General features: G+C 46.0%; 13 protein-coding genes and 2 pseudogenes. 11 read left to right on the forward strand and 4 right to left on the reverse strand.

Annotated elements, in window-relative coordinates; all coding sequences use genetic code 11:
* Positions 1-90 (forward strand): annotated as a pseudogene (locus NC996_RS27380) (IS5/IS1182 family transposase); the annotation flags it as partial.
* Positions 91-1,112: 1,022 nt separating this feature from the next.
* On the opposite strand, the gene NC996_RS27385 reads toward NC996_RS27380, so the two are convergent.
* The 3 genes from NC996_RS27385 to NC996_RS27395 form a co-directional block, all read right to left on the reverse strand.
* Positions 1,113-4,811, reverse strand: coding sequence for a plasmid replication protein, CyRepA1 family (locus tag NC996_RS27385; protein ID WP_190690677.1), 3,699 nt, complete (start codon positions 4,809-4,811; stop codon positions 1,113-1,115).
* Between the two features lie 1,218 nt (positions 4,812-6,029).
* A complete protein-coding gene (locus NC996_RS27390) occupies positions 6,030-6,224 on the reverse strand; it encodes a hypothetical protein (protein ID WP_190690681.1) in 195 nt (64 codons plus the stop codon).
* A gap of 2 nt (positions 6,225-6,226) precedes the next feature.
* Entirely contained in the window at positions 6,227-6,418 is a 192-nt protein-coding gene (locus NC996_RS27395; RefSeq protein ID WP_190690704.1) for a hypothetical protein, read from the reverse strand.
* Between the two features lie 275 nt (positions 6,419-6,693).
* Between NC996_RS27395 and NC996_RS27400 the strand changes: the two genes are divergently transcribed.
* The 10 genes from NC996_RS27400 to NC996_RS27445 all read left to right on the forward strand — a co-directional run bounded on the left by NC996_RS27400 (position 6,694) and on the right by NC996_RS27445 (position 12,481).
* Positions 6,694-7,770, forward strand: a complete 1,077-nt coding sequence (locus NC996_RS27400; protein WP_190690683.1) for a hypothetical protein — start codon at positions 6,694-6,696, stop codon at positions 7,768-7,770.
* Between the two features lie 3 nt (positions 7,771-7,773).
* Positions 7,774-8,115, forward strand: coding sequence for a hypothetical protein (locus NC996_RS27405; protein WP_190690685.1), 342 nt, complete (start codon positions 7,774-7,776; stop codon positions 8,113-8,115).
* Positions 8,116-8,325: 210 nt separating this feature from the next.
* Entirely contained in the window at positions 8,326-8,535 is a 210-nt protein-coding gene (locus NC996_RS27410) for a hypothetical protein (RefSeq protein WP_190690687.1), read from the forward strand.
* Positions 8,532-8,810 carry a hypothetical protein gene (locus tag NC996_RS27415; RefSeq protein ID WP_190690690.1) on the forward strand — a complete coding sequence of 93 codons (279 nt, stop codon included), beginning with the start codon at positions 8,532-8,534 and terminating at the stop codon, positions 8,808-8,810. The genes NC996_RS27410 and NC996_RS27415 overlap by 4 nt, the downstream gene beginning before the upstream one ends.
* On the forward strand, positions 8,803-9,000 hold the full coding sequence (locus NC996_RS27420; RefSeq protein ID WP_190690692.1) for a hypothetical protein: 198 nt from the start codon (positions 8,803-8,805) through the stop codon (positions 8,998-9,000). The genes NC996_RS27415 and NC996_RS27420 overlap by 8 nt, the downstream gene beginning before the upstream one ends.
* Positions 9,001-9,118: 118 nt before the next feature.
* Positions 9,119-9,292, forward strand: coding sequence for a hypothetical protein (locus NC996_RS27425; protein ID WP_190690694.1), 174 nt, complete (start codon positions 9,119-9,121; stop codon positions 9,290-9,292).
* Between the two features lie 60 nt (positions 9,293-9,352).
* A complete protein-coding gene (locus NC996_RS27430) occupies positions 9,353-10,021 on the forward strand; it encodes a hypothetical protein (RefSeq protein ID WP_190690696.1) in 669 nt (222 codons plus the stop codon).
* A gap of 16 nt (positions 10,022-10,037) precedes the next feature.
* A complete protein-coding gene (locus NC996_RS27435; protein WP_190690698.1) occupies positions 10,038-10,451 on the forward strand; it encodes a hypothetical protein in 414 nt (137 codons plus the stop codon).
* Positions 10,451-12,130, forward strand: coding sequence for a hypothetical protein (locus tag NC996_RS27440; protein ID WP_190690700.1), 1,680 nt, complete (start codon positions 10,451-10,453; stop codon positions 12,128-12,130). The genes NC996_RS27435 and NC996_RS27440 overlap by 1 nt, the downstream gene beginning before the upstream one ends.
* Positions 12,131-12,334: 204 nt before the next feature.
* Positions 12,335-12,481, forward strand: coding sequence for a hypothetical protein (locus NC996_RS27445; protein WP_190416282.1), 147 nt, complete (start codon positions 12,335-12,337; stop codon positions 12,479-12,481).
* 593 nt (positions 12,482-13,074) lie between these two features.
* On the opposite strand, the pseudogene NC996_RS27450 reads toward NC996_RS27445, so the two are convergent.
* A pseudogene (locus tag NC996_RS27450) lies at positions 13,075-13,164 on the reverse strand (IS5/IS1182 family transposase); the annotation flags it as partial.

Genomic DNA, 13,164 nt, shown 5'->3' on the forward strand with positions numbered 1-13,164 from the left:
AGTAAGGATTATGAACTACTGCCAGAGGTCAGTGAAGCCATGATTTATGGCGCTATGGTACGACTGATGCTCAGCCGTCTCGCCTCTTAATATCAACTTTATAAATCAGCTCTAAGAGAGAAGATTAAGGGAATATTGCAGGGAATGGGCGACTTTTCTCAAGGAAGCTGAACTCAATTCCTGGAGACTAAAAGGGTTGCAAAGTGTAAAATATAGCTGTCTCGGCTCAACAAATGCCTCAATTCAATTCCCCCCTCGGCATTAATAGGAAAAGATTTGAGTCTAAGTAGAAGTTATATCTAGCAGTTTCCAAGCAAGCACTACACTAAAAAAAATACCCCAGCTACAATAGCCAGGGTATAAACAGCATCAAAAATTATTCGCAGTCGTATCACTGCATTCCACTTCAGGCTATATCACTCTTCGCTATTTGCACAGCCTCAAAATAAATGTGGGCGGGTCATAGCGTGGTGCAGCAGGAACTGCAAAAGCTGATGGAAGTGATAATTGATGTTGAAGTCATGCCAAAGCTGTCTGCCTTGACATAGTACAGTTAGACCCATAGAAAGTCGTTTTAGGTCAATGGGCATATTGGCTTAGTTATAGCAACGGAAAAATTTTGGTCGGCAAGGCTCAAAAGCCTATAAATTAAGGCTTTTTTGGCTGTTCTGATTGACAAGTCTACGATCGCTAGTACCTGTTAAACTGTCCCAATTTGAAGCATAAATGGGACACTCGCTATCCCGAACAACGATTTTTCGCCATTACAGACCTCCAGGCAGCAAACGGTCAGACATCAAAAATGGGACAGTTCCTTCTAACTCCTCACTAACGACCAAAATTTTTCCATTGTTAAGACTAAGCCAACCAAGGAACGACCCATCCGAGTTAGCCTTGACCTCTCACCAAAAATGCATCGCCAACTCACCAATCTTGCCAATCGTACTGGCAGGAAAAAGTCTGAAGTTCTGCGGATTTTACTCGCTCAGGTTTTAACAGAACTTGAGGGAGAAGACTGAGATTGTGCCTGGGGTAAACACCTCTTCAAATCCCAATTGGAACTTGAATTTTGCATGGGTAAGTCGATGGAATTACTCCAAGCAATCGCTCTCTTAAACAAAGGCGATCGCTGCTCGATCTGTCTCTTGCTCAAGCGGCTTAAGATCCGAATTCACTATCGCTTTATCAATACCTTTAAGCTGGCTGTGGCTATGAGTTGATCCAATTACGGTATAAATTTTCCCTTCAAATCGCACCCGTTGACCGGGAGTAAACGAGGGTTTGGGTGCGTGGTTCGCTCCCCAGAATGACTTACGACTTGCCGCTGACGATTGGGTTTCAGAGGCGATCTTTCTTTTAATAGAAATCCGCACCTTCTCTTCTTCCGCGAGTCCCAGCCAAATGCCATCTCTGATTTGACGGATCTCTTCATCTGAATACCACCCTTCGTAGATATTTGAGAAATAGTCAAGCGTGGAAAGAATCTCTGTCATCGGAGCAGCTAGTAATCTACGCTGACCTTCGATAATCTCCATTTTAAGGTGCGAGGGAAGTTCGGCAATCCTGCGTCCATCCTTCTCCATCTTTAAAAGTTGCTGTTTTCTAGTGTCGGGAACTGATGCCCAAATTTCGCCTTTAATCCCTTGGGGAAATCGTTTGAGCCTGTCAAATACCGCAGTGACCTGCTCTGGAGTCTTGACCAGCCTTAGCGTGCGAACAGCATTCTCAACGACTGCTGCCACGCCCGACCGTGCCGCCACCTCGAATGAATGGAGTGAATTTTTCTCTGTTTTTTCGTCCACTTCTGGTTTATTCATCTCTTGATTACTGACAGTGGACGGGGCTACCTCCACGTCTGAGGGTGGAGCGTCCATTAGTTTTCTGTCCACTTCTGGTTTATTAATCTCTTTATTACTGGTAGTGGACGCCGCGGCTAAATCCCTCTCAAGCCATGCCTGAAAGATTTCTGAATGTTCGGGCGACACATCAAGGCCATAGAAGCGCTTTCTCTCCCCCTGTCCATCTCTGCCTAGAGGTTTCAATTTGATTCCCAGACATGACATCAGTTTTCTCAACACGACCACTGACGAATCTTCCAAGCGAATCGAGATCCCCAGCGCCGTCCTAATTCTCCCTCTCTGAGCAATGGCAGTGGACGCCAGTGATTCCAAGTCCTCGTCACCGTTTCTAAATTCCCTGCCTTCTTCAAGCAAAAACTTCTCGATACCCAACCGCTGGAGTACCAAAACTTTCAGTCCCATTTGAGCGCGATTAAAGTCCGGCTTCCACAATGCTTTGGCTTCAGTGGCAGCAGCCGCACTTTTCTGGTCGTGGTCGCTGAGGTATTCCTTACCCACATTTAGGAAGTAGTGCAGGCGCAATTTGGGATAAAGCTTTTTATCGTCCATCTGGACAAGGGATGATGTAATCTCCTCTACGGCATAGCGCAGCTTGAGTGAATGCTTGCGTTCTGTCTGCCGCTCGGCTTTGGTTTTATTGATTTTGTTGGAAAGCTTTTCGTATTCACCAGATGAAATATCTGGTGCATCAGCAATCGCCTCTCCTTCCCTCTGATAATTCGTATCTCGGTTAAGTTTGATTTCTTCCTTGATTTCCTTACCCTTACCCGTCTCGTCTAAGGGGATGATTGTGTGTCCGTCAGCCTTCAATCCTTCAACAATGTTGTCGGCATAATTACACATTGCCGCATTGTGACGAGCGGCGAGCTTTGCCCAAGCTCGCAGGGATTCGTTCTGGAAATTAGTATCGATATCTTCAAAATCAAAGCCCGCACGTTGCAAGAGGAAAATATTCACCTTCGTCGCAGTGTGTTGAGATGCGAGCAGCGATTTGACGGAACTTGAACCATTGCCAATCCGACAGCCATTCATCCCCACCCGCGATGCCCAAAAATGGATATCTACCCCTTCCCTAAGCCTCACGAGTGCTTGCAGTGCGGATGCTGGCGCACAAACCCCCTGAAAAATGCCCCAGACGCCTGTAAAGTGTCCCTTGATATCAATAGAAATCCCCGTTTCCAGGGTGGGTGAACAAATGACGTAATCGTATTCCGATAAAATTTCGTTCAGATTGCCGACGCATCCGTAAGCGGGATGGCTGGGGTCTGACACCGATTCCGAGTCGATTCGTAAGCCTTTGCGCTCAGGATAGAGAGCTTTCAATCGGCTCTCAATGTTAATGGTGCCCCAGGTTGATTGTTCTTTCTGTGCCGACAGAACAATCAGAGGGATGCCGCCATTCTCCATATCAGCCTCTAGTGCGGCTATCAATTCACTAGGATTTTTCCCGCCATGTTGGTAGCAATGTCGTCCACCATCCTGGGCTTTCCACTCATTGACGACGATAAATGGATTGACTTGGAATTCCGCTAGACCTTTTATGAAATCAATGCTGACGTTAGATAAGTCAGCATCCGATAGAAACACCTGTCCAGTGCTTTCGCTGGACAGGTTCTGCTGAATCAAAGTCTTCAGGTTTTGCAGGATGACAACGCGATTCTTCTGGCAGGTTGAGCCGTTCAACAGGTGGGCGATAAGTTGCTCTACCTCGTCAATGAAAATTAAGCAATTTTTCCATTCATGCACATTAAACTTCGCGGAGGAACCTGAGTGCAGGGAATCGATACACATCCCCTGACCTAGCACTCCTTTAGTTTCTGAATCTCGCAGTTCCGAAATATAGTCAATCCCAAACCGATAGCACAGCTCTCCACCTAATTGAGTCCGGTGCGTAATGACTAATACCTTCTGTCCAAGGTAAGTCGCCTTCTGAGCTAAATGAGCCAGGGTTTGAGTTTTCCCCGTGCCTTTTGGAGATTTCAGGGCAACGAGTTTGGCACCGTCTGGGATTGGCAGCTCTCCTAGATAGCGACGATTGACTTGTAGGCTGGGCTTATAGGTGAGTTGGAAATACTGCCGCGCCTCCCATTTTTCCAATGACGTCGCTTGGTCGTAAGCGGTGTAGAAACGTTCTACGCCATGCAACGCAATCAGGTCATCAACACCTTTGCCCAGCATTCCATTCCAGGTAATTACTTTCACAACCGACTGAGCAAAAGCAAACAATCTACCCGTTTTCGCAATCATCGCCCCAACCGTGGCGACGGTTTGAGGCTTCTCATCCTGATCGAAGCAGATGTTGATCTGGCGGTCTGGTGTAGCGAATATTTCTAACTCAGGAATCAAGTGACAGTTTCCGGTGAGAGTCCCATTTTCATCTTTGGGGGTACGGAATCCTGAAGAGACACCCGGAATTGCGATCGCTGCCTCGCCAGCCGTTAAAAGAGCGGCGGCTTTTTTGACGCCTTCGGTAATGACAATCGGGACGTTGGAATCCAACACCCACTGCCAGAAAATCTTTACTTCACCACTAGGACTAACTTCTACTTTTTCAGGCATCGGGATATTACAGTGCTCACTCACCAGTTGCATGATGTGAAGCGGCACCTTCACAAATATCGCCCGTGTTGGGGTTCGATAAGGATGTTCGTACTTAATGAGTTTGCCGTCTTGAGCGCGTCGGGGTTTATCCGGCTTAAAGGTACACCACTCCTGCTCTCGCCAATTAATTAAGGGGTCGCGTCCAACACAAACCCATCCGCCTGCTTCAATGTGTCGATAGTTTTTAAGGACTCTATCCCGTAGGCGTCCATCGTTGCGGCGTGGGACAGCGGGGGAGTAGAACAAATATTCATAAGGTTCATTGTCCCGCACGCTCTTGAAGTTGAGGCGGATGATGTCAGCGTCAATCTTGCTGGCTTCTAGTTCTTCGAGGTGTCGATCTAATAACACGGCACACCTCCACCAGCAAGATTGAGGGAGTGCCTATTGAAAATAAAAGTATTTTTACTCATGTCTCTCCTGTGTTAGGAGAGCATCAGCCGTTTAGCAGTAGAAGCTCAGCTTCACTTTTTAGTGGTCTAGTAACCTACTTCAATGCTAAATTGAAGTAACGATAGAGCGTTACTTCAACATCTGCTAATCAGACAGGGAATCCGCCAAGATACTTGCTGTCTCATTAGTGAGGCTTTTATGCTCTCGTGTTTAATCGCGTGAAATGCTGTTGCTGTAACAGCAGACAGGGTTTTGCGTTTTCTTTTTTTTGATAACCTCTTTTTTGGGTGGCTGACTCAGTGGTTTGAACGGCTGGGTCACTTTGCGTTTGCGTAAAATTTAAAGAACTTGAATAGGCATTCAGCGCGCGGTACACAAATTCAACCCGCGACACGCTGTATAGCTGTGCGACCTTCACAAGCCCTTCATTTTGATTGGGGTCGATCCTTTGATTTGGCCTCATGGTTTTTCGTGTTTTTTCCGCTTCATATTCAAAATATTATACATTTTGCCTGTTCCGATTATACCTGGCGTTTTGCTTTTAATCCGCGTATCTGCAAGCTAGAAAAAAACAAAAATCTCGAAAAAGTAAAAAATAACACAGATGCAAACAACCTAAAATAACGTAATACTTGATACTTGCATTGCCAGAGGATGTCAATAAAATCTAAAATCTCTGACAACCACGGTATTTAGACGTTTAGCCAGCCTATGCAAGCCTTGATTTACCTCAGTTTCACAACTTAACCTGAGCCTCGTTAACTTCTTTTTTGATACTTGCATTGCCAGAGGATGTCAATAAAATCTAAAATCTCTGACAACCACGGTATTTAGACGTTTAGCCAGCCTATGCAAGCCTTGATTTACCTCAATTTCACAACCTAACCTAATCCTCGTTAATTTCTTTAGATAGGTATTTAAATGTTCAGGTATCCTAGGAGACGTTAATCCTACTTCCAATTTCAAAACCTGGAAGTAGGATTAAAGAGGTGAAAAGCTGATGAGCGCTAGGAAGTTCCTCTTATAACTGTGCGAAGAATCATTGGTGCCCTGAAATTTATCTCACGCTAGCAAGAGCATTTTCCGCTTATTAAGCCCTCTTGAATAAGTAAGGTGAGAAGGCGAAAAGATTGACTAATCGATTGATTTCCTAACTTCTAGCTTTCACCTAGCGCTTTATTCATCGTCCCAATCCTCCGTTATTACAGCAAGCACCTCAACAAGATTCAGTCGGTGCTGAGAAGATTCGCCTTCCGAACGCTGATTAGCAGCGCGATTTTGACAGTAATGTCTCACCGGATTTAACACTGCTGAAAGCTCGGCAACGTGGGAGAGATGGCTGACTTCTTGATAGAGGTGATCATCATGCATGACTACCCCTTGCCTTTGGTGGGTGAGGGACTGTTGTTGTTAGGAGGAATTTTTCCTTCCTTTTGTGCTTCCTCTATAGCCTTTTCCACTACATAGGCAGCCAAGTTTGCGGTGGGTCTACCTTGATCGTCAGCCCATCGTTCCAGGGCGTCGTAAACCGAATCAGGCAGTGTAATGTAGACTCTCTTGCTCACAATCATTTTATTGGCTTCTATTTGTTCCACTGTACTCCTTAGCCCCTAAACAGAAATCATTTGCCACTAATTAGCAAATTTATATTTACTAAATGTTGCTAATTAGTGGCTTATCTGCCATCATATCCTTGTAGACCGAAAACGCCCAAACCCCTCACCAAACGACAAAATCAGGTGAGATTGGGCGACAGAGTTCTCTTGCCAAAAATCATCTCAACCGCAGACAACAAACGGGATAGACGGATTGAACCTTGAAGATTTGGAGGAATTGAGCAATGGTAATGACGCAGCCAACGCAGGCTGAACTGACCCGAAGTACCCCAGCGATTGCCGTTGGAGTCGATAATGGGGCAGGATTGGTCAAACTGGTCTTCGGCAGTGGCAGCCAGCAAATGAAAGTCCGCACTCCTTCAAAAGTGCTGGAAATTAAAGAAGAATTGCACGATGTTCTCACCTCAAAAGAAGGTGGACATTTCTTCTACCACTCAGGCGAAAGAGAAGACTTAATCGGGCGAGAATTCTTAACCGGAACTCTCGCTGCCTGGAAAGCACCAACAACTCACATCAAGCTGAGTGATGACCCAGTGCTAAAAGTTGAATATGCTTTGCACACGTTATTAGGAGGCTTGGCTACCTTACCCTTCCGCCCAGAATGGAACTTGCATTTAGTCCTGTCGATTCACAACAAACAGGTGTTTCAAGCGCCGTTGATTAAAAGAACAGCAGGTACTCACGTTATTAGTTTTAATGGCAAAAACACGTCACACTCACGAGTAAACCTCAAGGTTAGTTTAGTCACGCCTGAAGGGGCAGGTTCTTACGGTTATTGTGTTTCATCGAAACCAGAACCATTAATTGATAGAACGGCTCATGCCATTGCATTTGACTTTGGGACTTCTACTGTTATCCCAACTGTTTTTGCTCCAGGGGGTGCAATTATCCACCGTCAAGTTTTAGAAGTAGGCGGCTGTATTGACCTACTCGGTGCAATTGCATCTGATAGCGAACTCATTCAGTTCTTGGGTTCGGGAAAGGCAGGAAATGTCGAGACAATCCGACAAGGAATTGAGAATCAGAGCTTTCAATACGGCACCCGTAGCTTTAACTTCCGCAGCATTTACGCCCGTCATCTCAAGCTGTGGTTAAGCGATCGCCTGCGCCTCGCCTTTAAAGAAGTTCAGGAGTGGCGCGACTCTGCTCAAAGCTTTGTTGCGTGGGGAGGAGGGGTTGAAATGCCAGGAGTGGCAAAGATGCTTGCTACTCAGGGAATTACCGCCGTCCCACAGGGAAGTTGGGCTAACGCCATCGGGTTGCAGCGGATGGCAGAAGGACGACTAGCAAGGGGGAAATAAGCAATGGCAGAGAATATCAGAGTTCGAGTTGAACCAGACATTGAGCAGTATTTGAAGTCTCAATCGGAAAGAGTTTTGGGTAAGCCAGTGAATCAATTAACGGCTGCTGACTTAACCACACTAGCCAATCGGATTTTGTACGAACACAGGGTTGCTAGTCAGATGGCGAAGCAGGTTCCATTCGCAAAACTTTTGAGTTGGATAATGGGCTTAGTTCCCAGCAGCGGCAGCAAAGTTGTTTCGCTTCCCCAACAAAGCTCCTCATCAGTATTAAAACCTCAAGAGCCAGATAGCTTCGATTTTGATGCTGAGCTGGGTGAGCTGTATACAGAAGATGCGGCATAAATCTCACATGACACGACGGCTCATCAGAATTGCATCAATCAAAACAACATAATCAAGTTTGAAAGATGCAACAGGCGAGCAATTTTCCGAAAATCCTGCTACCTCGATCGACCAAAACTAAAATTTTCGGTCAGTAAGTCAGCGGCAAAGTTTACGAGGCTCAAACCGCTGACTACTGGCTCCAACAACACAGAAGGAGACATTGAAATAATGGCAGACTTTGACGTTTCATTTCCAGACGGTCAATATCTCGCGCATGGGTGTGACTTAAATACCGCGATCGCCTTGTCTGATGCTTTCCATAAAGGCAGCGACCCGCAGCCAATTATTGAGCGCATTGCAGACCCAGAAGTTCGGGTAGTAGCTCAACGAATTACCAATAATCTTTCAGAGCATTCAGCAAGGGGGAAGCGTAAGTGAACCCAATTTATATTGCTGACCACATCCTGCGAATTGAAGGTGAACACCAAAGGCATCCTGACCGAATTTTAGATAGTCTGAGACGAATCGCTGACCACGCCAACTTATTTGAACCGATGCCCGATAGCCTGACACCTTCCCAACAGCAACAGGTGCAGGGATTCATTCAGCAGTTTCGCTCCTCTTCAGAAGGTCAGGCAGCGCTTGTACAAGTCAAGATCGCGCTCGCTGGAGGATATCGAAGATTGCATGAGAAGGGGGTTGCTCGTGCCTAACAAAGAAACCTGGGCAGATAACCTTCGCAGTGTCGGAGTGCCAGAAAGTCTTTCAGTTCAAGCCTCCGATATTCTCAGCCGACAAGATTCAGGCGAACTACCCTATCCCCTGCCAGAAGCAGACCAGCACATCGTCAGCAGTGCATGGCAATGGTATGCCGCCAAACAGCGCCAGGAAGCGGAGTCATGAAACACGCGATAGCGCTTGCAATCGGAGGGATTTTCTTGACCCCTGGCTTTCATCCAGGCAGCACCAGAATGCCCCTCTACCGAATCACAAAAAGGATGTACCAGGGGGAGATTAACCAATGAAAGATTACATCGGACTCGCTTTAATTCTCGGTGGGATTGGGTTTTACTTCATGACAAAACCACCTCAAACCGACCCCAAAGATTTAATCATTCAGCAACAAGAACAGCACATCCAACAGCTTCAAGCTGAGCAACGAGGCATGGAACGAGCGCTCGGTCTGAGTCGATAAACAATTAAGCGATCGCTTTCAGTGTTGAAGGCAATCGCACTTCACTATAAGGAATTAATCATGGACTTTGGATCATCTAAAAGCACCGCCATCGTCAAGTACCAACCGAAAAAATCAGCCGTTCATCGGGTACACGCGCTAGATAAAAACCTGGTGGGTTTAACTAAAAATTACTTTGGGATTGACCTGGCTGAACTACCCAATATGACCGACCAGCAGCTATCAGAGTTCGCTGATAGAGCTGCTGCGATGGACAGACTCATCGAAGTGCTACCAATACTCGAAAAACACTTCAAAACCCTGATTGAAGGGCAGGTTATTTACGAACAATTTGTAGCCAACATTCAGAAGGATGCCGCTGCCGCTGCCAAGAAAATCGACCAACAGATTCTCAATGTATTCCTCGCCGGAAAAGGCTACCAGCAGCACGTTCGGATGATGGGTGAGAAAGCAGCAAACGGTCTCAGGCTATTGGATGCAGAGGGACGTAGCGCCCTCATGCTCGAACGAATGGACTTCCAGACAGCGTTGCAAATTGTGGCACGTCGGCACCAAAACAGTGTACGTCGCATCAACGAGAAAATCCCTCTTATGGAACGACGAGAAGCGCTATCAGAACAGGCGCGAAAAGAGCGGGAAGAACGCAAGTATTTACTCACCAATGGTTCTCGTTCCTTCCAGAAAAAAGGATTCTGGCAAGGTATCGGTGACTGGTTCAGTGGTCGTTAATTAAAGGTGAAAGCTGATGTTTAACCCTAGTAATCATCAGCCTCACCACGAGGCTGATTTCCTAACTAATGAATCTCAAGTTAAAGAGAACGATGCAATTAAGTCCTATCGAATGTTTGCGAACATCTCTGAGTTCGGTTTGTATTTCAGTGGTAGCTTAGCACTTGCTTTGTTGTGCCGAATAATTCCGGGAATGCTGATTAGTTATGCTCTTTTAATTGCCTGTACATCTGGGTATTTCGTCTTAGCTGCAAGAGAGAATCCACAGGTAAGCAGCATTCTTGGGCTGGCAATCCTTACCTCGGTGATAGCCGGATTTTGGGATACAGTCCTTTCCATCTCTTTAGTAGTGAATCCTTTGATTTGGACTGGGATTGGGCTGGGATTGTTTGCACTCTTTTTATCAATATGTCTCAGGAGGACAGCGTGATGAATCCAAGGCTAATCATGTTGTCTGCAATGGCATTGGGTGTTATTGGTGCGGCAATGGGAACAGCCGGACAGTTTGATGGCAAACTCCACTACTGTTTGCCGATTGAAAGTGGTTGTACCGAAAGTGTCAGACCTGATTGGATGGGACTCCCTACTGGAGCGATAAATGTCCGACGAACCCAAGGATCTGCGGGAGCGAAACTGCTTGGTTCATTCGTGGCGATCGGAGGTTTTGCAACGTCAATGACATTGGCGCGATCGCTCTTAGAGAAGGAATCAGAACAGCAGAAATACAAGACTATTTGGGATGCGGCTAGTTTACAAAAAGCAAAACTTCAAGCCCAGATTGAATTTGAGGCATTCAATCAGAAAGCAATGTTAGAAGCCGCTGAAGTTGCTTACGCCACATTTGAGCCATACGAGCAGCCGCTACTGGATGGACGTGATTCGCTAGATAGCAGCAATCAAATCGAATCGGCTCAACTCCCAGAGCAACAGGTAAGTGTTCCTCCAACATCTAGTAGCCAGACCTCGTCAGGTTTATCAGGCACAGTCCTGAATAAAGACTCAGAAACAATCGGCATGGCAATCTTGGATGGATTGGTGGGTTCACGCCGTTCTACCCTCCTTGTTGGCAGCACTGGAGCAGGTAAGTCTGTCACCGAGGCATATCTTCTCTCTAAGTTTCAACAACGTTACCCGAATGCAGAAATTTGGGCGATCGCTCAAAAGAATGATTCCTTCGGTGGGCTGGATAAGAAAGGACGAGTGATTTTATTCGATGCACTTGACCCGTCAGAAGCATTGAAAGGAATTGACCACATCCACGGTATTTACGATAAACGCCGTAGATTGCCCGAAAGCGCTAGAACCGACCTCAACCCAGTACGATTAATTCTCGCGGATTGGCTAAGTATCAACCAGGCACTAGAGGAATTAAAGAACGAAGAACCCGTTAAAAGCTCAAAATATCTGACCAAGCTGGCAGACATTATTTACAACGGACGTGAGCTAAATGTCTGTCTGGTTGTGGACTTACAGAGCTTTAACTTAGCTGCCATTGGAATGAAAGCAGACCGGAACAGTCGCAAAAACTTTAATCTTGTTGGATTGGGAAATTACTCAGTAGATGAGTTTGGCAGCATTAACGAATCTTACGGCGTGTTGTCAAACATGATTGGCAATAAAGATATGGTTGCCGATGAGGATGAACGGTCAACACTGCTAGCAACATTCAAAGAACTCAAGCCAATCTCCAAGGATAATCAGCGCCCAATCATCTTCACCACATTAGAACCGAGCCGGGTCGCTTTACTTCCCGATTTAAGGCACTACAAACCCGGTCAATCGGCTCGGACAAAATTAGAAGGATATACCCCTGAATACCTGAATCGAATCTGGAGTCTTGAGTTTGATATTGATACTCCGGCACGAGAAGAAAAACCCGGTGATACAGCAGAAGTCATTCACGATAATGCTCAAGCCAAAGAAGTTTTGAGAAGTTGGTTTGTAGGTAAAGGATGGGTGAAAATCGGCAATGCTCGAACAATGTGCAAGGCACTTCGCAACCTAACTAAAGATTCAGATGAGGTGCGATTGCTTATTAATGAACTGGTTCGGGCATCACTGGTGAGCGTAAATGACGCTGACGAATTTAACGTGGATGTGACCTCCTGACCAGACGCGAGAACCCTGGTCAAAAGCGCTAAATTCAATATTCGGTCAGTTAGGTCAGAAACGGTCAGACCCTTATGCAACAAGAGTCATAGCGGTCATCACTTCCGGTAATATCCCTGACCTCTGACCTCTGACTGACCCATCCATGACCGTTCTGTGACCTACCTGTGACCAATAGGTTACTAACCTCAATAAAGAATAAGGATGAATAAGTTTGTTGCCCAATTAATTGAACTAATTATGCGCTCGCTCCCAGATTCATTCGTGGAAGAAATCAATGCCGCCAGCTTAGATGAGTTGGATGAGAGAGGGCTAATCATCTGGGCAGATGGAGACAGCGATGAGAACTAAAAGCCGCAGAAGAATCAAAAATCTTTCAATCGCCAGTTTATTGATCGCCTGTAGTTTCGTTTTCGGTTCCAATTGGGACTTCGCCTTTGTATTCCAATCGAGAACTCTGGATTACTTGTGGAAGTTAAACAAGCTCATTAGCCTCTACAACCAAAATTTCAACAGCAGATATGAGTTCAACCCACCTTGGCTGTTCGACAAGATTTATCAACCCAATTAATTAAAAATCAATGGAGACTGGAAGCCGTTCTCCGAGTTCTGAGTTTGAGCAGAGGATAGAAGCTCTCCGCAGAATTCCTCTAGAACCGATTGATTACTGTAACCGCTGGGTACCACTCAATCCAAATAAAGGCTACAGAAAGAGCTGTATTAATGCTTTAACGAAAGCGACTGGATTGAGTTCACAGACGGTTAAAAACTGGGGGTTTAACTTTACCCGAAGACCCCAGAATCTCCCTCATCTACTCCGGCAACTTGACCTGCTCAATCAATTCCTTCAATTGGTGAAGACTGGAGCAATCACCCTTCCTCCCGAATTCCCACAACAGTAGTTGGTCGTGATTCAGTATCAGAGCTGATTTATAAAGTTGATATTAAGAGGCGAGACGGCTGAGCATCAGTCGTACCATAGCGCCATAAATCATGGCTTCACTGACCTCTGGCAGTAGTTCATAATCCTTACT

The organism is Trichocoleus sp. ST-U2, assembly GCF_039961875.1.
Classification (GTDB): domain Bacteria; phylum Cyanobacteriota; class Cyanobacteriia; order Cyanobacteriales; family FACHB-T130; genus FACHB-T130.

Excerpts from the sequence above, each read along its gene's own strand:
- NC996_RS27390 (WP_190690681.1), bottom strand. The coding sequence starts at position 6,224 with ATGCATGATGATCACCTCTATCAAGAAGTCAGCCATCTCTCCCACGTT.
- NC996_RS27400 (WP_190690683.1), top strand. The coding sequence starts at position 6,694 with ATGGTAATGACGCAGCCAACGCAGGCTGAACTGACCCGAAGTACCCCA.
- NC996_RS27405 (WP_190690685.1), top strand. The coding sequence starts at position 7,774 with ATGGCAGAGAATATCAGAGTTCGAGTTGAACCAGACATTGAGCAGTAT.
- NC996_RS27410 (WP_190690687.1), top strand. The coding sequence starts at position 8,326 with ATGGCAGACTTTGACGTTTCATTTCCAGACGGTCAATATCTCGCGCAT.
- NC996_RS27425 (WP_190690694.1), top strand. The coding sequence starts at position 9,119 with ATGAAAGATTACATCGGACTCGCTTTAATTCTCGGTGGGATTGGGTTT.
- NC996_RS27430 (WP_190690696.1), top strand. The coding sequence starts at position 9,353 with ATGGACTTTGGATCATCTAAAAGCACCGCCATCGTCAAGTACCAACCG.
- NC996_RS27435 (WP_190690698.1), top strand. The coding sequence starts at position 10,038 with ATGTTTAACCCTAGTAATCATCAGCCTCACCACGAGGCTGATTTCCTA.
- NC996_RS27440 (WP_190690700.1), top strand. The coding sequence starts at position 10,451 with ATGAATCCAAGGCTAATCATGTTGTCTGCAATGGCATTGGGTGTTATT.
- NC996_RS27445 (WP_190416282.1), top strand. The coding sequence starts at position 12,335 with ATGAATAAGTTTGTTGCCCAATTAATTGAACTAATTATGCGCTCGCTC.